17 protein-coding genes, 3 tRNA genes and 1 other RNA gene are annotated in these 22,085 nt (G+C 43.8%); 13 read left to right on the top strand and 8 right to left on the bottom strand.

Going from position 1 to position 22,085, the window contains the following annotated elements; translation table 11 throughout:
* Positions 1 to 19 precede the first annotated feature (19 nt).
* Entirely contained in the window at positions 20 to 892 is an 873-nt protein-coding gene (locus tag ACTS60_RS17585; RefSeq protein WP_440889308.1) for a Tim44 domain-containing protein, read from the top strand.
* Between the two features lie 558 nt (positions 893 to 1,450).
* Here the strand turns inward: ACTS60_RS17585 and ACTS60_RS17580 are convergent.
* From ACTS60_RS17580 to ACTS60_RS17570, 3 genes are all read right to left on the bottom strand, one after another.
* Positions 1,451 to 1,535 (bottom strand) — tRNA-Tyr (locus ACTS60_RS17580).
* 84 nt (positions 1,536 to 1,619) lie between these two features.
* Positions 1,620 to 1,704, bottom strand: a tRNA-Tyr gene (locus ACTS60_RS17575).
* 100 nt (positions 1,705 to 1,804) lie between these two features.
* Positions 1,805 to 1,889 (bottom strand) — tRNA-Tyr (locus ACTS60_RS17570).
* A gap of 282 nt (positions 1,890 to 2,171) precedes the next feature.
* On the opposite strand from ACTS60_RS17570, the gene ACTS60_RS17565 reads away from it, so the two are divergent.
* The 3 genes from ACTS60_RS17565 to ACTS60_RS17555 all read left to right on the top strand — a co-directional run bounded on the left by ACTS60_RS17565 (position 2,172) and on the right by ACTS60_RS17555 (position 6,790).
* Entirely contained in the window at positions 2,172 to 3,269 is a 1,098-nt protein-coding gene (locus tag ACTS60_RS17565; protein ID WP_440889307.1) for an efflux RND transporter periplasmic adaptor subunit, read from the top strand.
* Entirely contained in the window at positions 3,269 to 6,382 is a 3,114-nt protein-coding gene (gene vmeF / locus ACTS60_RS17560) for a multidrug efflux RND transporter permease subunit VmeF (protein ID WP_440889306.1), read from the top strand. The genes ACTS60_RS17565 and vmeF overlap by 1 nt, the downstream gene beginning before the upstream one ends.
* A 225-nt stretch (positions 6,383 to 6,607) precedes the next feature.
* On the top strand, positions 6,608 to 6,790 hold the full coding sequence (locus ACTS60_RS17555; protein WP_440889305.1) for a type II secretion system protein: 183 nt from the start codon (positions 6,608 to 6,610) through the stop codon (positions 6,788 to 6,790).
* A 62-nt stretch (positions 6,791 to 6,852) separates the two neighbouring features.
* On the opposite strand, the gene ACTS60_RS17550 is transcribed toward ACTS60_RS17555, so the two are convergent.
* Complete coding sequence (locus ACTS60_RS17550; protein WP_440889304.1) at positions 6,853 to 7,428, bottom strand: porin family protein; 576 nt, start codon at positions 7,426 to 7,428, stop codon at positions 6,853 to 6,855.
* 133 nt (positions 7,429 to 7,561) lie between these two features.
* Between ACTS60_RS17550 and ACTS60_RS17545 the strand changes: the two genes are divergently transcribed.
* Positions 7,562 to 7,879 carry a DUF1244 domain-containing protein gene (locus ACTS60_RS17545; RefSeq protein ID WP_252041775.1) on the top strand — a complete coding sequence of 106 codons (318 nt, stop codon included), beginning with the start codon at positions 7,562 to 7,564 and terminating at the stop codon, positions 7,877 to 7,879.
* Between the two features lie 73 nt (positions 7,880 to 7,952).
* Here ACTS60_RS17545 and ACTS60_RS17540 read toward each other — a convergent pair whose 3' ends face one another.
* Positions 7,953 to 9,047: a PLP-dependent cysteine synthase family protein gene (locus ACTS60_RS17540; RefSeq protein ID WP_038882747.1), complete on the bottom strand. Its 1,095-nt coding sequence runs from the start codon at positions 9,045 to 9,047 to the stop codon at positions 7,953 to 7,955.
* Positions 9,048 to 9,190: 143 nt separating this feature from the next.
* Between ACTS60_RS17540 and ACTS60_RS17535 the strand changes: the two genes are divergently transcribed.
* A complete protein-coding gene (locus ACTS60_RS17535) occupies positions 9,191 to 9,661 on the top strand; it encodes an Lrp/AsnC family transcriptional regulator (protein WP_440889303.1) in 471 nt (156 codons plus the stop codon).
* Between the two features lie 413 nt (positions 9,662 to 10,074).
* Positions 10,075 to 13,125 carry a cadherin repeat domain-containing protein gene (locus ACTS60_RS17530; protein ID WP_440889302.1) on the top strand — a complete coding sequence of 1,017 codons (3,051 nt, stop codon included), beginning with the start codon at positions 10,075 to 10,077 and terminating at the stop codon, positions 13,123 to 13,125.
* Positions 13,126 to 13,442: 317 nt separating this feature from the next.
* On the opposite strand, the gene tesB is transcribed toward ACTS60_RS17530, so the two are convergent.
* Positions 13,443 to 14,303 carry an acyl-CoA thioesterase II gene (tesB, locus tag ACTS60_RS17525; RefSeq protein ID WP_440889301.1) on the bottom strand — a complete coding sequence of 287 codons (861 nt, stop codon included), beginning with the start codon at positions 14,301 to 14,303 and terminating at the stop codon, positions 13,443 to 13,445.
* A 168-nt stretch (positions 14,304 to 14,471) separates the two neighbouring features.
* Between tesB and ACTS60_RS17520 the strand changes: the two genes are divergently transcribed.
* The gene (locus ACTS60_RS17520; RefSeq protein WP_440889300.1) at positions 14,472 to 14,906 is read left to right on the top strand and encodes a YbaY family lipoprotein; all 435 of its coding nucleotides are present in this window, start codon (positions 14,472 to 14,474) and stop codon (positions 14,904 to 14,906) included.
* 30 nt (positions 14,907 to 14,936) lie between these two features.
* On the opposite strand, the gene ACTS60_RS17515 is transcribed toward ACTS60_RS17520, so the two are convergent.
* A complete protein-coding gene (locus tag ACTS60_RS17515; RefSeq protein WP_440889299.1) occupies positions 14,937 to 15,239 on the bottom strand; it encodes a DNA base-flipping protein in 303 nt (100 codons plus the stop codon).
* 271 nt (positions 15,240 to 15,510) lie between these two features.
* On the opposite strand from ACTS60_RS17515, the gene ACTS60_RS17510 reads away from it, so the two are divergent.
* The 4 genes from ACTS60_RS17510 to ACTS60_RS17495 all read left to right on the top strand — a co-directional run bounded on the left by ACTS60_RS17510 (position 15,511) and on the right by ACTS60_RS17495 (position 19,517).
* On the top strand, positions 15,511 to 16,254 hold the full coding sequence (locus tag ACTS60_RS17510) for a hypothetical protein (protein WP_440889298.1): 744 nt from the start codon (positions 15,511 to 15,513) through the stop codon (positions 16,252 to 16,254).
* A gap of 166 nt (positions 16,255 to 16,420) precedes the next feature.
* Positions 16,421 to 18,427, top strand: coding sequence for a GGDEF domain-containing protein (locus ACTS60_RS17505; RefSeq protein ID WP_440889297.1), 2,007 nt, complete (start codon positions 16,421 to 16,423; stop codon positions 18,425 to 18,427).
* Positions 18,428 to 18,562: 135 nt separating this feature from the next.
* Positions 18,563 to 18,659: signal recognition particle sRNA small type (gene ffs / locus ACTS60_RS17500), an RNA gene on the top strand.
* 123 nt (positions 18,660 to 18,782) lie between these two features.
* Positions 18,783 to 19,517: an RNA methyltransferase gene (locus ACTS60_RS17495; RefSeq protein ID WP_440889296.1), complete on the top strand. Its 735-nt coding sequence runs from the start codon at positions 18,783 to 18,785 to the stop codon at positions 19,515 to 19,517.
* A 242-nt stretch (positions 19,518 to 19,759) separates the two neighbouring features.
* Here the strand turns inward: ACTS60_RS17495 and fdxA are convergent, their stop codons facing one another.
* The gene (gene fdxA / locus ACTS60_RS17490; protein ID WP_005431654.1) at positions 19,760 to 20,083 is read right to left on the bottom strand and encodes a ferredoxin FdxA; all 324 of its coding nucleotides are present in this window, start codon (positions 20,081 to 20,083) and stop codon (positions 19,760 to 19,762) included.
* Positions 20,084 to 20,316: 233 nt separating this feature from the next.
* Here fdxA and ACTS60_RS17485 point away from each other — a divergent pair, with 233 nt between their 5' ends.
* A complete protein-coding gene (locus ACTS60_RS17485; protein ID WP_440889295.1) occupies positions 20,317 to 21,936 on the top strand; it encodes an NAD(P)/FAD-dependent oxidoreductase in 1,620 nt (539 codons plus the stop codon).
* The last annotated feature ends 149 nt before the right edge of the window (positions 21,937 to 22,085 follow it).

The raw sequence follows: 22,085 nt of genomic DNA, 5'->3' as shown, positions 1-22,085 counted from the left end.
GTCAATTTTAAGGATAACGATGAAACGTTTATTTTCGATTGTTGCTTTACTGATGTTTACGGTTGCTGTAACGCCTATCGCGGAAGCGAAGAAGTTCGGTGGTGGTAAATCTTTTGGTAAGAGTTATAAAACTGCACCTGCTCCTAAACAGCAGCAACAAAATACAAATACCATAGGTAAGGAACAAGGTGCTAAAACATCAAGCAAAAAAGGTTTGATGGGTGGTTTACTTGGTGGTCTTCTTGCTGGTGGTCTTCTGGCCGCATTCTTTGGTGGTGCGTTCGAAGGTATCCAGTTCATGGATATCCTAATCATTGGTTTGATTGCGTTCGTTATCTTCAAACTGATGCGTGGTATGCTTGGCGCCAAGCAAGGCAGCATGAATCAGCACCGTCAACAGCCTGCATTTGGTGGTAATGCGTCTAAGTTTGAGCAACCAAACATGCAGAATTTTGAACAGCAGCCAAATACAAACGCTGGTGGCTTTGGTGGTTTCGGTTCTCAAACTGATATTCCACATAACTACCCACCGGGCTTTGATCAAGTAGCATTCATTAATGGCTCTCGTGAGCACTACCGAATCCTGCAAGGTGCGTGGAACCACAACCAACTGCACACGATTGAAGAGTATGTTTCTCCAAGCCTATTCGAAGACTTGAAAGCAGAACGTGCGAAGTTAGATGGTGAGCAGCACACTGATGTGATGTATGTAGACGCTGAAATCGTTCGTGCTGACTATGACGCGAATAAAGCGCAGCTTAGTCTGCAATTTAGCGGTCGTTACCGAGATGCAGAAGAAGGTATCGAAGAAGACATCGAAGATATCTGGCACCTAGAACGAGACCTAACTGTGCCAAACGCACCTTGGTTGATTGTTGGTATTCAAGGTTAATCACCAACATCGTTCAATTTAGTCTTAGTAAGATCCCGCTTTCGAGCGGGATTTTTTATATCTGATGAACCGAGAAGCAAGGCTAACCTGCGGAAATACATCTTATTGAGCGAGCATCTGAGCTGGCTTTATCTGAAGATGTTCACCTACTAAGATAGGGGAGGCTGAGGGCAAAAGGTTTTAGAAGCTAAAGTGAGATCAATAGTGTAACTCTCCTGCTTCACTGCCTTTATTACTAAAACGAAAGGCAACCAAGCAAAGCTATCGAGTTAATTTAGAGTCACAAGCTCTTCAATTAGTTGCAGTGAATACGAGCTCAATCATCGTTGACGTACTTACGATGATATCTATCGGACTAAATAGCGGTTCATTCTAACTGATTTCAATGTTCGGTAACTGTGTTCAAAAAGAACGACTTATTGCAAACCTTCACCTTGTCTTCAAGCATTTGTCCTGCGCTAACTCTGATCGCTTACTTACTGTGATTGGTATTACATGATGAAAAATAGAAAGATATAGAACGAAAAAAGCCAGCTCAATGAGCTGGCTTCTTCAATATGGTGGAGGGGGACGGATTCGAACCATCGAAGGCAGTGCCGGCAGATTTACAGTCTGCTCCCTTTGGCCACTCGGGAACCCCTCCAGGGTGTTTTATACTTAAAAGTTAGTTTCCCAACCTAGCTTCCAAGTTGTTCTTATGTTCAAAGGAGAAACACAAGAAAGAATATGGTGGAGGGGGACGGATTCGAACCATCGAAGGCAGTGCCGGCAGATTTACAGTCTGCTCCCTTTGGCCACTCGGGAACCCCTCCAGGGTAATTTTCATACTACAAAGAGTATACTTAAAAGTTAGTTTCCCAACCTAGCTTCCAAGTTGTTCTTATGTTCAAAGGAGAAACACAAGAAAGAATATGGTGTAGGGGGACGGATTCAAACCATCGAAGGCAGTGCCGGCACATTTACAGTTTGCCCCCTTTGGCCACTTGGGAACCCCTACAGGGTATTTTTATACTTAAGATTTGTTTTCCCAACACATCTCTCAAGTGCGGAGCGCATCATAGCAAACTCGCTCCGGCTGTAAAGCGTTTTTCTTACGTTTTTACGTTGAATGCTGCCTTTTTGGGCAAAGATGGCAGAAAGTCAGCGTTTTGTATGTCCTTTAAACAAAAAGGAAACTTACTATTTACCGGAATTTACACTACTTGACGTTATACAACGTATCTACTGATAAACTGTATGCAGTTAAGTAATATCAATTTATTCTTTAGTAGTTACGATTATGAGCATGAAAGCCACTTTATCCATTTTGACGCTTTCTATATTGATGGCATCACCCGCAGCTTTCGCAGTAAAGCGTGGACCGTCAGCAGTAACAGTTGTTACTGAACAAGTAGAAACGCATGAAATCAATCAATCTTTATCGTTAATCGGCAAGCTTGAAGCTGCGGAATCGGTCATTGTAGCTTCTGAGGTTGCTGGTAAGGTGAAACAAATCGCCGTCAAAGCCAATCAGAACGTTCAACAAGACCAATTGCTTATTCTATTAAATGACGACAAAGCACAAGCAGCTTTAGTAGAAGCAAAAGCTTACTTAAAGGATGAGCAACGTAAGTTAAAAGAATTTCAGCGTTTGGTGAAACGTAATGCGATCACTCAAACAGAAATTGATGCACAAAAAGCCAGCGTGGAGATTGCGGAAGCGCGCCTTGACGCAGCAAAAGCCAACTTAGCGGACCTTCATATTGCAGCTCCTTTTGCCGGTACGGTTGGCTTTATTGATTTCAGTCGAGGAAAAATGGTCAGTGCAGGGTCTGAGCTACTGACTTTGGATGACTTGTCAATAATGGAGCTGGATTTGCAAGTTCCTGAACGTTACCTTTCTATGCTGTCAGTAGGGATGGAAGTTGATGCGACCACCAGTGCGTGGAGCGGTATGGGCTTTGTCGGTAAAGTAACAGGCATTGATACCCGTATCAGTGCAGAAACTCTGAACCTTCGTATTCGTATTGAATTTGATAACCCAGAAAACCATCTTAAGCCGGGTATGCTTATGAATGCTTCTTTGGCATTCCCTGCGATTGAAGCGCCAATCATCCCTGTTCAAGCGTTAGAGTACTCTGGTACAAAACGTTATGTTTACGTCATTGATGAAAACAATAGAGCACAACGTCAAGAAGTGTTCCTTGGCGCACGTGTTGATAACGAAGTTGTGATTGAATCTGGCGTAGAAATAGGTGACAAGATCGTGGTGCAAGGCATAGTGAATATGCGCGATGGTGTTGAAGTAAAAGAAATTGTCGCACCAGGAAAAGTAAACTCTTCGAGTGCTTCAGGTGGTCAAGGTGCGCAGGATAAAGCGGCTAAGGAAGCAAACTAATGTTACTTTCTGACGTTTCTGTAAAACGCCCCGTTGCCGCGCTGGTATTGAGCATGTTGCTATGTGTATTCGGTTTTGTGTCGTTTACCAAGCTTGCAGTGCGTGAAATGCCAGATATTGAAAGTCCAGTGGTCTCGATCAGTACGCGCTATGAAGGCGCTTCTGCGACGATTATCGAGAGTCAAATTACCTCGGTATTAGAAGACCAACTTTCGGGTATCAGTGGCATTGATGAGATTAGCTCGACGACACGTAATAGTATGTCGCGAATCACGATTACTTTTGAGCTAGGTTATGACCTAAATACGGGGGTAAGTGACGTTCGTGATGCGGTGGCTCGTGCTCAGCGCTCGTTACCGGATGAAGCAGACGACCCTGTGGTGTACAAGAACAATGGTTCTGGTGAAGCGTCTCTCTATATTAACCTTAGCTCTTCTGAGATGGACCGTACTCAGCTAACGGATTATGCCGAGCGAGTGCTAATGGATCGCTTTAGTCTGATTTCGGGCGTAAGTTCAATCGATCTTTCTGGTGGCTTGTACAAAGTCATGTACGTGAAGCTAAAACCAGATTTGATGGCGGGACGCTCGGTGATCGCTTCAGATATTACTTCCGCACTCCGTAGTGAGAACTTGGAAAGCCCGGGTGGTGAAGTACGAAACGACTCAACAGTTATGTCAGTTCGCACGGCTCGCACTTACAACACACCTGAAGATTTTCAATACTTGGTAGTGAAACGTGCAAGTGACAATACGCCAATTTATCTAAAAGATGTGGCAGATGTTTTCATCGGAGCGGAAAACGAAAACTCGACCTTTAAAAGCGATGGTGTCGTAAACGTCAGCTTAGGTGTGGTGCCTCAATCAGATGCAAACCCGCTAGAAGTGGCGAAGGCTGTCCGCTCAGAGGTCGATAAGATTCAAAAGTTCTTGCCGGATGGCACTCGTCTTGCGATTGACTATGACGCGACAGTTTTTATCGAACGTTCGATTGCCGAGGTATACAGCACGCTCTTCATTACTGGCGGTTTGGTTATTCTGGTTTTGTACATCTTTATTGGTCAGGCTCGCGCGACATTGATCCCTGCCGTAACGGTACCAGTCTCACTCATTTCTTCATTTATTGCAGCTTATTACTTTGGCTTCTCTATCAACCTGATTACCTTAATGGCGCTTATCCTGTCTATCGGCTTGGTAGTGGATGATGCTATCGTCGTTGTAGAAAATATCTTCCACCATATTGAACGTGGTGAATCGCCATTGCTTGCGGCTTATAAAGGTACCCGAGAAGTAGGTTTTGCCGTTATCGCAACAACGTTGGTGTTGGTGATGGTGTTCCTGCCGATTTCCTTTATGGACGGCATGGTTGGTCTTCTGTTTACCGAATTTTCAGTGTTGTTGGCAATGTCGGTGATCTTCTCTTCATTGATCGCATTAACGCTGACCCCCGTTCTAGGCAGCCAGGTCCTAAAAGCAAACGTGAAGCCTAACCGATTCAATCAAGCTGTTGATAAGTTATTTGCCAAGCTAGAGTCGGGATACCGTAACACGTTACGCGGAGCATTAAAGATCCGTTGGGCTGCACCTATGGTTATCCTTGCGTGTATGGGTGGCAGTTACTTCTTGATGAACCAAGTGCCTGCACAGTTAACTCCGCAAGAAGATCGAGGTGTAATCTTTGCCTTTGTTCGCGGTGCGGATGCGACGTCTTATAACCGTATGTCGGCAAATATGGACATTGTTGAAGATCGTTTGATGCCGTTATTAGGACAAGGTTTTTTGAAGTCCTTCAGTATTCAAACACCGGCTTTTGGTGGTCAAGCGGGAGACCAAACTGGCTTCGTTATCATGATTCTTGAAGATTGGAATGAACGTGATGTGACGGCGCAAGAAGCATTGAATCAAGTTCGTAAGTCATTGGCTGGCATTCCCGATGTGCGCGTCTTCCCATTTATGCCGGGTTTCCGTGGTGGATCGAGCGAACCAGTGCAGTTTGTATTGGGTGGGTCGGATTACGATGAGCTTCTGGTTTGGGCTGAGTTGCTCAAAAACAAAGCAGAGGAATCCCCGATGATGGAAGGTGCTGAGATTGACTACTCGGAGAAAACCCCTGAACTACTCGTATCCGTTGATAAACGCCGTGCAGCAGAGTTAGGCGTTAGCGTAAAAGACATTTCAGATACGTTGGAGATCATGCTGGGTGGTAAAAGTGAAACTACCTATGTTGATCGTGGGGAAGAGTATGATGTTTATTTACGAGGGGATGAGAACAGCTTTAACAACGCAGCAGACTTAAGCCAAATTTACTTGCGTACAAGCAGTGGCGAGTTGGTCACTTTGGATACCGTGACAAAAGTTGAAGAGGTCGCGGCATCTATTCGTTTATCGCACTACAACAAACAAAAATCGATTACTATCAAGGCTAACTTGTCAGAAGGTTTCACCTTAGGTGAGGCACTCGATTTCTTAGACCAACAAGCGATTGAAAACCTGCCGAGTGATATCTCAGTAAGTTACTCGGGAGAGTCAAAAGACTTTAAAGAGAACCAAGCCAGTGTTGCTGTTGTGTTTGCCTTGGCATTGCTGGTGGCATACCTAGTGCTAGCTGCGCAGTTTGAAAGCTTCGTTAACCCGTTGGTTGTGATGTTCACTGTACCTATGGGGGTATTTGGTGGTTTCCTTGGTTTAGTTGTGATGGGCCAAGGGATGAACATCTACAGCCAGATCGGCATGATCATGTTGATCGGTATGGTAACCAAGAATGGTATTTTGATCGTTGAGTTTGCTAACCAGTTACGTGACCGTGGTATTGAGTTTGAAAAAGCGATTATTGATGCGGCTGCACGTCGCCTTCGCCCGATCATGATGACAGCCTTCACGACGCTTGCTGGTGCAATCCCTTTGATTATGTCTACAGGGGCAGGTTACGAAAGTCGTGTGGCCGTTGGTACGGTTATCTTCTTTGGAATGGGATTTGCGACATTGGTAACCTTATTCGTAATTCCAGCGATGTACCGATTGATCTCTGCGAAGACTCGATCACCTGGTCATGTCGAGGCTGAGTTGAACAAAGCACTGAGTCACGATACAAAAGGGCGTATTGCGCATCCGTAGGTTATTCATGCTAAGATTTTGAAATTAAAAGCCGAACGTTTTTTGTTCGGCTTTTTTGTATTTTGTGCCTGATTTCTTATAGATCTAATGATAACTATTGGCTATTATTTCACCGCTTTTCGAGGGCGCAGGACTTGCTCATCGTATCTGACTGAGCGTTTGGTCTTTTTTTAGGTACTGCCTTAGTAAGGAATGGTGCTGTACCTAGATGGTAAGAGGTGTCTCTTGAAAAAAATTCGTGGTAGTTATCTAGTTGAAATGGTTGCAGTAATGGGCTTGATTGCATTGTTTGCAACAACAGTTTTCCCCCAGTTTACCAATGCACTAAAAACACAGAGTGACAAAACACTTACTTCAATTGAGCATAAGACTCATACCGATCAAAATGCCGATACGATAGAGCTATAGAGCAGAATAAAGAAAGCCGAGGTTACACACCTCGGCTTTGGTGTTCTTTGCAGAATTTTAAATCAGAAGTTCTTGCCAATACTGATTTGGAAACCATCATACTTGTCATAAAAGTCGTCTAGTTCCATATCAGCAAAACCGTATACGTATTCTGCTTTTAGCCAAAAGTTTTGGTCAATATCCCATTGCAAACCACCACCTACGTTGAACATCACGCCGGAATTGTCATCAACGTTGTCGAGTGACTCGATATACATCTCTGCTTGAGTCAGCAATGCACTCACGCGGCCAAATAATTTAAATGGAGTATCACCAAGGTAAGGCGATGTGGCTAAACCAGATACACCAAACTGATAGTAGTGCAGATTGATTTTCTCATTGGTTGGCTGAAACTTCAGTTCGCTTTGTGTGTAACGTGCTACACCCTCTACTGAAAAGTATTCATTGATATTCTTACCCCAACCGATAGTAATGTGTGGGTTTGCCAGCTCGCTTTCAGTATTGCTGCCAAATTTAGGTGTTTCGTAACCAATATTACCGCTACCTAAGTAGAAGTACATGTCTTGATCTTTCGGTTGAGCAGCATAAGCAGAAGTGCTTAATGCGATTGTAGACAGCAAGAAGATGGCATTTTTCATAATATGACTATAACCTTTGGTGGTACTAGCAGTTGAGTTTAATCAATGAGATAGAGGTTGGGTATCTTAACAGCCTGCATAGATGGTTAGTCAACTAGCAGTGATCTCAATTCTAATAATAAAGGAAAGTAAAGTGGCTGAATTCAAATACAAAAATCTAACCCAAGAAGAGCAAGATAAACTTGACGCAGCAACATTTCGTCGACTGTTGGCGCATTTGGATGCAAATAAAGACGTGCAAAATATTGATCTAATGATCCTTGCTGGTTTTTGCCGCAACTGTTTCAGTAAATGGTACAAAGCAGAAGCTGAAGATCTTGGTGTTGAGATCGATATTGATGATGCTCGTGAGCGTGTTTACGGCATGACTTACGATGAGTGGAAACAAAACCATCAGCCTAAAGCGACGCCCGAACAGTTGGCTGCATTTGAGGCTCGTCAGAAGAAGTAACGCTTCTTAGAGCAAAGATAATAAAAAACAGCCCGCTGAATGAGCGGGCTGTTTTTGTATGTGAAGTCTGATTTTATTCAGTGATTGGACCGCAGCATGCTGGCTCAACGCAGCCTTTCGACTGAATAATTTCAAGCTGTGCAAGGTAAGGTTGAATGTCACCGATGTTCTCTTTTACCCACTCTGTGTTGTAGTAAGTGTCTAGGTAACGTTCACCTGAATCACAAAGTAGTGTCACGATAGAACCTGTCTCACCACGTTGCTTCATTTCACATGCAAGCTGAAGCACGCCATATAGGTTAGTACCTGTCGATGCACCCACTTTACGACCGATCAAGCCAGATAGCCAATGCGCCGTTGCAACACTTGCTGCATCAGGGATTTTTCGCATTTCGTCTACAACGCCAGCGATAAAGCTTGGCTCTACGCGTGGACGACCGATACCTTCGATCTTGCTGCCGTTTTCGCCCTTGATGTCCGCGTTGCCAGATTGGAAGTAATCGTAGAACACAGAGTTATCAGGATCAACTACACACAGTTTTGTGTCGTATTTTTGGTAACGAATGAATCGACCAATCGTTGCAGACGTACCACCTGTACCTGGGCTCATCACAACCCAGCTTGGGATTGGATGATCTTCTAATTGCATTTGGCTAAAGATAGAGTTCGCGATGTTGTTGTTACCACGCCAGTCTGTTGCACGCTCAGCGTAGGTAAATTGGTCCATGTAGTGACCGTTTAGCTCTTTCGCTAGACGACGTGACTCATCATAAATTTGGTCTGAACGGTCAACCAAGTGTGCTTTACCACCGTAGAATTCAATTTGTTCAATTTTCTTACGTGCAGTGGTTTTTGGCATCACCGCAATAAATGGTAAGCCTAGAAGACGCGCGAAGTACGCTTCAGAAACTGCTGTACTACCTGACGATGCTTCGATCACAGTGGTTTCTGGGCCAACCCAACCATTACAAATTGCATAAAGAAATAGCGAACGTGCCAATCGGTGCTTCAATGAACCCGTTGGATGTGTACTTTCATCTTTTAGATAGATGTCGATGCCTTCAAGTGAAGGAAGATCTAGTTTGAATAGGTGAGTATCCGCTGAACGTTGAAAGTCGGCTTCAATTTTGCGTACAGCATTATTAATCCAATTGTGGTCAGTACACATAACGTGACTCCTCGAAACTTGTAGGGTAGTTGTTTTTGTCTATAGAGATAATCTACCTATAAATGCAGAGAAAAAATTTGCTATTATTGTTTTGTTATTCGTCTTTGGTAGAAAATTTTTCTCCTAATTAGGGAAATATAGAAATGAGTTTAGATAAAATAGATAGGCAGTTGCTTACTTTACTCCAAAACGATGGAACCTTGTCGTTAAATGACTTGGCTGATCGGGTGAGTCTGACTACGACGCCTTGTTGGAAGCGATTGAAAAAGCTAGAAGATGAAGGCTATATCGAGAAGCGTGTTGCGCTACTGAGCGCGGAAAAACTCGACTTGTCATTTATTGCTTTTGTGCAACTCAAGACCAGTGATCACTCAGAAGGTTGGTATCACCACTTTGTTACCACGGTGAGTGATTTCCCTGAAGTAATGGAGTTCTATCGAATGGCGGGGGAGTATGATTACATGATGAAGGTTGTTGTAAAAGACATGAAGCGCTTTGATGAATTTTATAAGCGATTAGTCAACAGCGTGAAAGGCTTATCGAATGTTACTTCAACCTTTGCTATGGAGCCGATTAAGTACACGACTGAGTTACCTATAAGAGACTTCGGATAATATCAGCAAGTCATGACCTATTGCGCGGGAAACTCCTTTTTAAAACGGAAAAAGTGCGTAGTTGAAGGCGTCTAGACACTCAGCCTTGTGGATGTTTTAGTAAAATAGCGTTGTTTCATTATTCAATTTTTCATGTACATATCTAAGGCCCTCCACCTTTAATCGTCTCGAATGTGAGATTTTCTGTAAAAAAATATCTATTGCATTTATATATTCAAGTTTTCTGATAAAGGATTGCAAACGTTTGCCTATGTATTATTTCATTAGGTTTGACGAATTTGAGTTGATTTTATGAATTTGGCGTAATTTTTCAGCTCTTTATAAGTGAGTGAGTTGTCAAATATAAAGCTGTTGATTAATAAAACATCGTATTATTATCAACTTTCTCAAGGTGTAATAAACTGTTACAAAAAATGAAAAAATATTATTCTATCCTTTTTCTTGCTGCTGTTATTGCAGGCTGTGGTGGCGGGGGCGGAGATTCCAAACCTAATGATTCAACTTCTTCTAGTCAGACGACAAAGCAAGCTCGACCTCAGCTCACCGCTGAAGATGCTACGTTTGTGTTCAACGAAGTAGGGAGTATTGTTTATACCAATATAAGCAATGTTCAAGGCACGATCACATACCAAGTTTTATCTTCAACTCCTTCTCATGTGATTCAAGTCGATGATTTTGGGCAGTTGCAACTCCTTCGTCCCGGGACTGCAACGATAAAAGCTACAGACTCTAGCACTATTTATGAGTCCTCAGATGTGATTTTCACAATTACAGTGGACAAAGGTATCAATACTGACCTTGTCGCTAATGAGCTCAATCTTAATGTGCTTTCATCGGGTGGAGAGCTGATCACTGTGCGTGGTCAAAAAGGGGATCTGAGTTTTGAAGTAGTAAACGGCAGTGAGCATTTAATTCGAGTGGATCAAGATGGAAGAGTTTTTGCGATTAGCGGCTCTGGTCAAGCTCAAGTTCGTGTTCATGATTCGGGAAATGATTATTATCAACCGCGAGATCTGATGGTCGATGTTCATCTTTATCAGATTGGCGCAGAGCAACTCCAATATGCTTCCCTTAGCCGCGATTACCGCGAAGGCTTAACATTAGAGCCTATTCGTCTTGATAAGGTCGAGACACAAGGTGTTCGTTACACAATGATTAATAGTGTGCCTGATGATGAGGTGGCAGAAATACTGGACCCCCATTCAGGCTTGCTTCTGATTAAGAATACAGGGCAAGTGACGATAGAAGCGACCGCAACCTATAGTGAAGGGTATATTGAACAACAGCAGACGGCTCAATTTAATGTTGTTATTAATCAAGGGGTGCGCGAAGCCGTTACTGTCTCTAATATTTCTGAAAATTACCAAGCAAATGCACCACTGTATCCGCAGGTGAGCAAAGCTCTTGGCGATTATTATTTTGATGTTGTATCAGGTCAAGATGTTGTTCGAATCTCTGATGATGGTAGCGCACTATTGATTCAAGGGGTTGGCCGCTCTGAAGTAGATGTTATTGAGAAAGATCTTCGCAACTTTCCTTCCACAAAAGCAAGGATGACAGTGGATATTGAGCAAGCCCCTCATCCAACTATCGATGATGTAAATTTGACATTTACATACCAAGATGGCTTGTCGATCCCACTTGCATTTAAAGGACAAAAAGGAACATTAAAACTGAAGGGAGAGTTACCACAAGGCCTCGGCATGTCTGGTGATACCCTGTACCTTGAGCAGGCTGGAGACTACACGCTCACGTTTGAAGATGATGGTGGAGATTACTACCAATCAACGCAATTCAAAGCCAATATCCAAGTTGCGAAAGCACAAGGTTTACCGCTTTCGACTCGAGATTATGAGGTTGTGTATAGTAAAGACTATCAGTTCAATCTGTTGAAAGATTTTGATGAACTTGCCTCCGGTGATGAAATTGAAATGACAGGCAACACGTCTTCCGACGTCGCCAATATGATTGCAAATGGTATTGTCCATGTATACAAGGCAGGTGAAACTACCTTGACTCTACGTCGTAAAGGGGACGTCAATCATACGCCAGGTCCAGAACAGCAAGTAAAATTCAAAATACTGAGTGCACCAAGTCGTATTAATATAGCATCGAATATTGAAGATTCTTGGAATCCATACAAACCGCTATTGGATAAGCCTGCTATTACTGGCACGGTAGGAAATGTGACCTACAAATTCGCTGAAGGTGCGCCCACCGATGTTGTTTCTTTAGATGTAAACACGGGTGAAATGCATATTCTTAATGTGGGTAGTACGCAAGTTGTCGTAGCGGATTCAGGTGACGATAAATTTACCCCAGGCGAGTCCAGCTTTACTGTTTCAATTAAGCCCATCGAGAGTCAGGCATCGGTAAGCTATCCAAATGCTGTTTTTGATACGGACAAAACCCTTACTCCCGTTGTGACGGACAACGATGTTCAAGCTTCATATCGCTTGATAAACCAAGCCTCACCTGTCGTGCAGATAAAATCAACGGACTCTGGAGAGTTAGATATTCTTCATGCTGGAGATTATGCCGTGGAAGTTACGCTTACAAGCCGTAATTACCTAACTAAAACTATGACGGTAACTGGCTCCATTGAGAAGGCGAATCATCCAGGTCTAGATAGGACTCGTCAGACGGTGTCATTCGAACCTTACAAAAGGGTTGAGTTAGATTTAGGTACTGCAATTGGTACAAGAAGCTATGAGTTTGCGAACACCGTAAGTGAAGAGCTGGCGACGCTCGACCCAGCGAAAGGTGCTCTTACTTTAGTTGGTTACCAATATGGCCATGCGGTTCAATTAAAAGTTTCAGAAAGTGAAACTCGAGATTATAAAGCATTGGCAAAAACACTCGTCACTATACCGCTAGAACTGGCAGCGTCTGGAGAGGCTGACCAATATACGGATCTTGAAAGTGAGCAGACCGTGGTAATCAGTACACTAAGTGCTCCAGAATTTTCGAATCTTCAAGAAAGCTCATTCGGTTTAATGGGAGCAAGAACTGTCCGTGGATCAACCGATACAGAACTCGTTGATTATGGCAAAGGCGAAGTGGTTTATCTGCAAATGAAGCCGACGGGGAGCGAAGATCCAACTCAGTACCGCGGAGTATGGATGCACATTGCGCGCTTTGATGGTTGTTACTCGCAATTGAGTGAGGATGATACTAAGCCATTCCAAGCGATTGATTACGCGGATTCAGGCTATTGTGAGAGCGGTAGCACGATCCGTATGACCCGATTTTTAGTCATTGATGATAAAGGGTTAGAAGACAATACGGATTATGAGTTGGTTAGTCCGCTTATCCATTATCGTCGTGGTGCGCGCAAGTTCTTAGCGGATGATCATGGTGGCTTCTATCCAGCGGAAAATGAAATTACGGGTGAGGGGAAATACGGCTTTCCTAAATCGTTATATGAGTGGGCTGTAGTGAACTTCAATTACCAAAAGAGTTAAATAATTAGGGTCTGTTGACCTTCCAAGCTGATTTTTGCAGCGAATTGTTGGATATTTATACAAGGCAGAGACTTTGCTGTGTAGCTAGCCTACATGAGAAGTCGATAACGCAGTAGAAATGACCAACAAACGCTGCCCGGAGGGTTCGGCTAAAATCGTTTTATGCTTTGTTAAGGAGTATTTGCTTAGAATGACTAGGCTACACACTCCTTGCCTCGCCCAAAACGATTTTATCTCGAACAAAATTTAACCGTGAAAGATCAACAGACCCTAAGGAGTGCATAAGCACTCCTTTGTTTTTGGGGCTAGAAGCCAAATTACTTAGTAAAACGCATGACGCCTTCTTGGACTGCTGTTGCAACAAGGTGACCTTGTTGATTGTATATCTCACCACGAACCAAGCCGCGAGTGTTACTCGCCGTTGGACTTTCAATTACATACAACAACCAGTCATCCATCTTAAATGGACGATGGAACCAGATTGAGTGGTCAATAGTCGCTACTTGGAAGTTTGGTGTCATCAGCGATACTTCGTGTGGATGAAGAGCCGTGGTCAAGAAGCCCCAATCAGATGCGTAAGCCAGTAGATATTGGTGAATCAGCTGGTTGTCAGGCATCTCGCCATTTGCACGAATCCACAGATACTGCTTTGGTTCTGTTTTCTTAGGATTTAGTGGGTTAACGATGTTCACCGGGCGCGTTTCAATGGGTTTTTCGCCGCAGAACGTTTTACGTAGTCGTTCTGGTAAGAACTCGGCAATGTGGCTTGCTAGCTCCGTTTCGGAAGGGAAATTTTCCGGCCCAGGAATGTCGGGCATGGTGTTTTGGTGATCAAACCCAGGTGCGTCACCATGGTAAGACGCCGTCAGGTAGAAAATTGGTCGGCCATTTTGAATGGCTTTAACTCGACGAGTACTAAAGCTGCGGCCATCTCGCAGGTTCTCAACATCATAGATGATCGGCTTTTCTGGATCTCCAGGGTAAAGAAAGTAGCTATGGAATGAGTGTACCGTGCGAGCTTCTTCTACGGTATAGCGGGCTGCCGATAAGGCTTGTCCGATAACTTGCCCACCATAGACTTGCGGTAGTCCTAAGTTTTCACTTTGACCGCGGAATAAACCTTCTTCTAACTTTTCGAGCTGTAATAGACTCAGCAACTCTTTTAGTGGTTTACTCATGCTCTCTCCTCAACTTAAGATTTTTGATTGCTTCAATTATGAAACAAAATCAATTGTTTGGTAATTTCTAACTTAGTCAAACTATTGTCAAATAATGCGCGGTATAGCAGACAGTTTAATAGTCTAAGATTATACTTGCTTCGAATTTATACACCTATTGAGGAATATATGAAAAAATCACTACTACTTGTTACTTCTCTACTACTTGGCGCAGCTCTAGTGGGTTGTCAAAGTTCTCAAACAACAGAATCTGCAACAGCTGAGGCATCAATGAAGACGATTACGGGTACAGTGGCTTATCGTGAGCGTATTGCTCTTCCTCCTCATGCGGTCGTAACGATAGCCTTAGAGGACGTGTCTTTAGCGGATGCTCCTGCGAAAGTTCTCGCAAAACAGGAATTCGAGACAGAGGGTAAACAAGTCCCTTTGTCATTTGAATTAAGCTACAACAGCAACGATATTAAACCAAACCACCGTTACAGCCTACGTGCGCGAATTGAAGTGGACGGCAAACTACGTTTCATCAACGACACAAGCATTCCCGTGATCACAGATGCTGAGCAAACGCACGAAGCAAATATTCGTCTAGTTGGGACGCGTTAATCGTTAGCCCAGTTGATGGTAAATGGCAGCTTAAGGCTGCCATTTGTATTTTTTAAGTGAGATTTTTCCGATCTCAGACACTTCAATGCCTTCTGCTTCAAGCTTCTGCTTTTGCCTTTCTAGATCGCGACCTTTTAACGAAATTTTTCCTTGGCTGTTAATCACACGAAACCATGGAAGTTTGCTGCCTTCTGGTAGATTCCCTAATGCTTTACCTACGTGCCTTGCATAACCAGGATAGCCTGCCATTTTTGCGATCTCGCCGTAAGTTGAAACTCGTCCAATAGGAATTTGGTGAATTACAGCAAAGATTTGCATTAGAAATTGGTCCATACTGAAAGTGTCCACTGTTGTTTACCAAGGAATGGTAATACACAAGACTTGTACTTCACTATCAGTTCTTGCTCCTTAACATCATTTGCCGCTCATATGTCTTCATCGTGTTTTGTTGTTTCTTTTGTGAGCCGCAGCTGATCTCTAAGAGCAAGTTGGAAATACAAAAACAAGCTCAGTCTTAGTTTATATAGACCCGCTCAATGACGTTAAAGGCCTAGGTTGATATGCCGTTGAGTTACCAGGTTGGTTGGGGAAGCCAGGAGGCGCTATGATTTTTTCGACACTTCAATTTCTCGTTACGACTCTTCTTGCCGTGGTGTGTGCTCGTGCCATCAGTTTGAGCGAAGGAGACATTCCCGTTCTTGCATTGATGATTCCTGCACTGTGGATACTACCGCAAGGTGGTATTGCCGGATTAATACTCCTAGGAGCCATGACCGTTTATGGATTGACGTTATCAATGCAGCCAATTGCTTTGTCGATTGGTGTGTTGATTCTATTTCCATTACTTATGGTGGTGTTTTCGAGACGCAGTTCACTGGGGGTTTTACTTACTGCAGGTCTAATAGTGCTCACGTTACAGGTCGGTATCATGGTAACGCAACAAGCTGGTAAGCTAGATGGGACTCCTTGGATAACCGTTGTTCAAACGCTGTCGGTTATCGTGATGTGGTGGGCAGCTAACCATTGGAAACCGTCAGAGAAACACAGCTGGTGGTCACTGTTGTTATTGTTGCCATTATGGTTGGCGGATTTGCCATACGCTGTATTAGTTGCGCTCAGTGTCACGGGGATCCTCGCCTCTATGGAAGCGCTGACTAAGATTAAAAACTCAATGCGTTGGGGAAAGTTACTCTGTTGGACATTACCAACTGTAGGCTTTGCTGCATTGGTTGTTAACCCAAATATCGATGTCCCTAATCCCGTATTTGTGGTCTGGATTTGTTTGTTGGGTACGGCTTGGATGACAGACTATATCTTGCGCAGTAGTGATGAACAGGCAGAATTGTAACGTACAGAAATTTAACGAGAAAGAGTGATACTCTCTACAGTCTCTTCATCAATCAATGAAAAATGAAGCCGAATAGTATATGTTCGGATTTTCATATTTGTTCGGTATGTCAGTTACATGTTGTTGGGTGAGTGGCCCAACCAACCGTATGCATAATTAGTTGGTCATGGTTAAGATTTTTAAAGGGCTGGTATTTGCTTATTTACTGCAGTTCAGTCCGTTATTGTTTGCTCAGTCGGTGCACCAGAAAGAATATAAAGTTGCGACCGAAGCGGATGATATCGTTACAAGAGCTTTGTTTGATGCGATTTCAGCAGAGTTTGATGTATCGATACGATACGTCAATTTTTCTAGTTTTGACGCCATTCTGGACTCTGTCGCAGAAGGTGAGAGCGATTTTGCCGCAAATATAACCTTCACAGATAAGCGAGCAAAACGCTTTAGTTATTCCCGCCCAACGAATATCGAATACACCTACCTATTCGGTCACACAGATAAAACCTTGGATGACATTCATAACGTTGGCGTGCCTCAGGATACAATATACTCAGAGCTTATCAGGCACTATTATCCGGATATCGAGCAGGTGTTTTATCAAGGCCACGATGAAGCCGTTGAACTACTGAATAGTGGTAGGGTTGATGGTGTTGTCGATGCCATCAACCAACTCAAGCCCATGTTGTTAGATGGGTTTGATGCGCAATTACTTAATGATCAAATATCGATTAAGCCTGTTTCCATTGTTAGCCCTAAAGGTCTGCATTTACATGAGCTAGAGGCTTTTTCTGAGTATATCCATAGTGAAGAAGTACAAAAATTACTTCGGGAAAGGGTCGCAAAATATCAGTTTGATCTTCGTCAGAGCGCTTTACGGGAAGGGTTAAGTACCTTACCAATTGATTTGAAGCAGCCGATAATCATTAAGCTTGAGCCTATCTTCCCTTACGTGGTTTACAACGATGATGGAACCATTGAGGGCATGACGGCTGAGGTAGTCCACAAAAGCTGCGATATCTTGAACTTAAAGTGTGAGATTGTGAGTCAAAAGGATGAAAGCTGGGAAAGTATGTATAGCCAGTTCATTCAAGGTGACATCGACATGATAGCACCGCTAACGATAAGCCGTGACCGCCGTGCATTTAGCTACTTTACCCAGCCGCATTATTCGCCAAGTTCGGTCATGGTAAGGCGCCTAGGATACAAACCCAATGTCTATTCTCATGTCTCCCAGCTAATCTCTGAACGTATTGGTGTGGTGAAAGAAGACTTTTTTGATCATCTTTTGAGCCAAATGTTGCCGCTAAAAAGTTTGAAAAGATATGAAAATCAACAAGCCCTCATCGATGCACTACTTGAGCGAGAGGTGGACTATATCGCGATGGATACTGCGATGCTCAACCATTTTCTTCGTCTAAGTGAGTTATTGCCCATCGAGCAGGACAATGCGATTGGTGAGTTTTATCAATCACAGCTTTCAGTTGGCTTAGCAAAGTCCACTAAAGGTGAATTATTGGCGCCATACTTTTCTAGAGCGATATCCATGCTGAATTTGGACAATATTGTTGCTCGATATGATTTAAGGCCAGATTGGCGCACAGCATTAGAGTACGAGGTGAGACTTGCAACCCAAACTCAAGCGGTATTCCTATTTGTACTGATATTTGCAATCTGTGTATCGATTTACCTTTATCGTCAATCCAATACCGATAATTTAACAGGGTTACGCAATCGCAGGTCATTGCAATTGCGTTTTCGCCAGGGAGTCTCTCCAGAATTGGCAATCCTCTATCTAGACATTAATCGTTTCAAGCAAATCAACGATACATACGGTCACCGAGCTGGTGATTTAGTGTTACAAAAGCTCTCAAATGACATTAAAACCTTGTGGGATGGCAGAAGCTATCGTCTTGGAGGAGATGAGTTCATTCTTATTGGTAACCCGACTCAAGCACAGTTAGAGCTGGCAATAGAAAAACTGACAACCATTACCTTACAGGATGAAATGTTAGATGAAGCTCATCCTATATCAGTCTCTGTGGGTTGCTCGGTTAATCGTAAAAAGACATTGAGTTTAGAGAGTGCTCTCCATCTTGCCGATGAGGATATGTACCAAAGAAAGCAAGCATCACGGCAAGAGACGATGCAAAAGAGTATCGATGATATTGGGGTTTAATTGTTGAATTGACCGACTTTTGTGCAAACGGAAGTGAAATGGGGAAATTCATTGCTTTAGCCCTTGCAATCTTAGAGGCGATACTGAATAATCCTCACATCATTTGAGACACGCTCTCAAAACAGAATTATGGGGCTCTGGTCCTCTCGCAACAATAGCTCGTGAACTCGGTCAGGTCCGGAAGGAAGCAGCCGCAGCGTGTGACTTGTGTGCCGGGATGTGGCTGGGGTCCCACCCTTTAAAAGCCTCGCTTATACAGCGAGGCTTTTTCGTTTCCGGCGTCTCTTTTTGTTCATTTCACTTTATTCTATAATTTGGTGCTTTAGTCCATGCCAATTTTCATCTGGGATATTTCATGATTTCAAAAAACCAACTAAAACTGCTTCGTGCTCTTGGTCAAAAGAAGCAGCGTAAAGCGCACGGCTTATTTCTGGTTCAAGGTGAAAAGAACGTACTGGAATTGGCAAACAGCTCGCTAACGGTAAAACAGATCTTTGCAACCGCTGAGTTTCTAGAGCAGCACCGCCAAGAGCTAAATGGCTTCGAATGCATTGAAGCGTCACTCGATGATTTGACCAAAGCAAGTACACTTGTGAGTAACAACGCAGCCATCGCCGTGGTGGATATTCCAAATGTAAAAGTGCCACAAGCTCAAGGTTTGATGATTGCACTGGATGGTGTTTCTGATCCGGGTAACTTGGGCACAATCATCCGCGTTGCGGATTGGTACGGCATTAAGCACATCATTGCGAGCACAGATTGTGCCGATCCTTACAACCCAAAAACCATCAGTGCAACTATGGGCAGCTTTGGTCGTGTGCAAGTTAGCCTTGTGGATTTACCAAGCTACTTAGAAGAAGCAAACTTGCCAGTATATGGCGCGTTCCTTGAAGGGGAGAGCGTGCATAAGACAGAGTTTTCAGCAGAAGGCATTTTGTTGATGGGCAGCGAATCTCACGGTGTACGTGAAGCCGCGTCTAAATTTGTGACTGACAAAATAACCATTCCAGCCTTTGGCGGTGCAGAATCACTAAACGTGGCAATGGCGACAGGTATTATTCTGGATAACATGCGTCGTCAACACAGCTAGAAGAAACATTCGATCAGAAAAACGAGATTCCCGACTGAGCTCCTTCGTCGCTATCGGGAATGACGAGCCTATTTTTAATCGGGGTCAAATGGGAAGCTAGGTGCCGTTGCTAAACGTATCCTAGGGAAATCATCGAAGGATTTTGATGGTGTTTGTGTTTACCCATCGAAAAGATCACCCCGCCTTTGAATGTCATCCTCGAGAGGGAGGGACGACCGAGTCGGGGATCTCTTGCTTGTGGCTTATTTTTCTAGCATGTCCAACTTGTTTGGCACACCATTCCACTTTTCTGCTTCATCCATTGCTGGCTTTACTTCAGTTTGTACTGGCCAGATTTCCGCAAGTTCTGCGTTGAGCTCTTTATAGATCACTTGATCTTCTGGTAGCTCGTCTTCTTGGAAGATGGCGGCTGCGGCACATTCATCCACGCATAAGCCACAATCGATGCATTCGATCGGGTTGATTACCATAAAGTTCGGGCCTTCGTGGAAGGCATCAGCAGGGCATACCGCGACACAGTCAGTGTATTTACATTGGATACAGTTATCGGTTACGACAAACGCCATGATAATCAGCTCTTAAGTTAGTCAAAATTGAAGAATGGGGATAATACTCATCCCAAGGTAAAATTCAACATTCGCTACGTTAATTCCGCCGCGCAACTTGGATTTAGTATGACAGCCAATTCAATTTCTCGTAAAATGCGCGCCATTGTGAGCTGACTGCTTTTTTCGTTCTTAACTTCAATGGGAAGGAAATGGCGGTTCTGGCTAAGACACCGACCCAAACGAGACATCCTATGATTCGTATTAATGAAATTAAACTTCCTCTTGATCATGAGGAAGACGCGCTACTAGACGCGATTACTAAAAAGCTTGGCATTGCTGCTGAGAAAGTTATCTCTTTTAATGTCTTTAGACGCGGCTATGATGCTCGTAAGAAAACCAATATTCATCTTATCTACACGCTAGACATCATTGTTGAAGGTGATGAAGAAGCGTTGCTAGCGAAGTTTGAAAAAGACCCGCACGTTCGCCAAACACCAGATATGGAATACAAGTTTGTTGCGAAAGCACCAGAAAACCTAACAGAACGCCCTGTGGTGATCGGTTTTGGACCTTGTGGCTTGTTCGCGGGTTTGGTTTTGGCTCAAATGGGCTTTAACCCAATCATCGTTGAGCGTGGTAAAGAAGTACGTGAACGTACTAAAGACACGTTCGGATTTTGGCGTAAGCGCACACTAAACCCAGAGTCAAATGTACAGTTTGGCGAGGGCGGTGCGGGTACTTTCTCTGACGGTAAACTTTACAGCCAAGTAAAAGATCCAAACTTCTACGGTCGTAAAGTGATCACTGAGTTTGTAGCAGCTGGTGCACCAGAAGAAATCCTATACGTAAGCAAACCGCACATCGGTACCTTTAAACTGGTAACCATGATCGAAAAGATGCGCGCGACAATCATTGAACTAGGTGGTGAAATCCACTTTAGTACTCGCGTTGATGATTTACACATGGAAGATGGTCAAATCACAGGCGTAACGCTATCAAACGGTGAAGAGATCAAATCTCGTCATGTGGTGCTAGCGGTAGGCCACAGTGCCCGTGATACGTTTGAAATGCTGCATGATCGTGGCGTTTACATGGAAGCGAAACCGTTCTCTGTTGGCTTCCGTATCGAGCACAAGCAATCGATGATCGATGAAGCGCGCTTTGGTCCAAATGCTGGTCATCCAATTCTTGGCGCGGCAGACTACAAACTGGTTCACCACTGTAAAAATGGTCGCACAGTTTACAGTTTCTGTATGTGTCCTGGTGGTACGGTAGTAGCGGCAACGTCAGAAGAGGGTCGCGTAGTAACTAACGGTATGAGCCAATACTCTCGTGCAGAGCGTAACGCGAACAGTGCTATCGTAGTGGGTATCTCTCCCGAAGTAGATTACCCAGGCGATCCACTAGCGGGTATCCGTTTCCAACGTGAGCTAGAGTCAGGCGCTTACATGCTAGGTGGTGAAAACTACGACGCGCCAGCACAGAAAATCGGTGACTTCCTGAAAGGCCGCGATCCAAGTGCTCTGGGTGATGTCGAACCGTCATTCACTCCAGGTATTAAACTGACTGACCTATCTAAAGCACTGCCTGCATTTGCTATCGAAGCGATTCGTGAAGCAATTCCGGCATTCGATCGTAAGATCAAAGGCTTTGCATCAGAAGATGGTCTACTAACGGGAGTTGAGACGCGTACGTCTTCTCCAGTTTGTATCAAGCGTGGTAAAGATTTCCAGAGTATTAACTTAAAAGGTTTCTTCCCTGCGGGTGAAGGTGCAGGCTACGCTGGAGGTATTCTTTCTGCAGGTATCGATGGTATTAAAGTGGCTGAAGCGGTTGCTCGTGATATCGTCGAAGCGATGGAAAATGCTTAATCTCTTCGAGTAATAATACTTCGAAAGCCAGCCCCATTTGAGGTTGGCTTTTTTGTTTGCACTGCATAGCTAATTATTTCTAACTTGAGTTTTTATTAACTCGACTTTATCTCGACCTCTGTGCACGCAATATATTTTCACTGTTCATC

This window comes from Vibrio sp. WZ-1, from assembly GCF_052037695.1.
Taxonomy (GTDB): Bacteria; Pseudomonadota; Gammaproteobacteria; order Enterobacterales; family Vibrionaceae; genus Vibrio.
Note: the sequence above shows the minus strand (reverse complement) of the source record. Positions and strands in the feature narration are given on the sequence as shown.

Excerpts from the sequence above, each read along its gene's own strand:
- ACTS60_RS17585 (WP_440889308.1), top strand. The coding sequence starts at position 20 with ATGAAACGTTTATTTTCGATTGTTGCTTTACTGATGTTTACGGTTGCT.
- ACTS60_RS17565 (WP_440889307.1), top strand. The coding sequence starts at position 2,172 with ATGAGCATGAAAGCCACTTTATCCATTTTGACGCTTTCTATATTGATG.
- vmeF (WP_440889306.1), top strand. The coding sequence starts at position 3,269 with ATGTTACTTTCTGACGTTTCTGTAAAACGCCCCGTTGCCGCGCTGGTA.
- ACTS60_RS17550 (WP_440889304.1), bottom strand. The coding sequence starts at position 7,428 with ATGAAAAATGCCATCTTCTTGCTGTCTACAATCGCATTAAGCACTTCT.
- ACTS60_RS17540 (WP_038882747.1), bottom strand. The coding sequence starts at position 9,047 with ATGTGTACTGACCACAATTGGATTAATAATGCTGTACGCAAAATTGAA.
- ACTS60_RS17535 (WP_440889303.1), top strand. The coding sequence starts at position 9,191 with ATGAGTTTAGATAAAATAGATAGGCAGTTGCTTACTTTACTCCAAAAC.
- ACTS60_RS17530 (WP_440889302.1), top strand. The coding sequence starts at position 10,075 with ATGAAAAAATATTATTCTATCCTTTTTCTTGCTGCTGTTATTGCAGGC.
- tesB (WP_440889301.1), bottom strand. The coding sequence starts at position 14,303 with ATGAGTAAACCACTAAAAGAGTTGCTGAGTCTATTACAGCTCGAAAAG.
- ACTS60_RS17520 (WP_440889300.1), top strand. The coding sequence starts at position 14,472 with ATGAAAAAATCACTACTACTTGTTACTTCTCTACTACTTGGCGCAGCT.
- ACTS60_RS17515 (WP_440889299.1), bottom strand. The coding sequence starts at position 15,239 with ATGGACCAATTTCTAATGCAAATCTTTGCTGTAATTCACCAAATTCCT.
- ACTS60_RS17510 (WP_440889298.1), top strand. The coding sequence starts at position 15,511 with ATGATTTTTTCGACACTTCAATTTCTCGTTACGACTCTTCTTGCCGTG.
- ACTS60_RS17505 (WP_440889297.1), top strand. The coding sequence starts at position 16,421 with ATGGTTAAGATTTTTAAAGGGCTGGTATTTGCTTATTTACTGCAGTTC.
- ACTS60_RS17495 (WP_440889296.1), top strand. The coding sequence starts at position 18,783 with ATGATTTCAAAAAACCAACTAAAACTGCTTCGTGCTCTTGGTCAAAAG.
- fdxA (WP_005431654.1), bottom strand. The coding sequence starts at position 20,083 with ATGGCGTTTGTCGTAACCGATAACTGTATCCAATGTAAATACACTGAC.
- ACTS60_RS17485 (WP_440889295.1), top strand. The coding sequence starts at position 20,317 with ATGATTCGTATTAATGAAATTAAACTTCCTCTTGATCATGAGGAAGAC.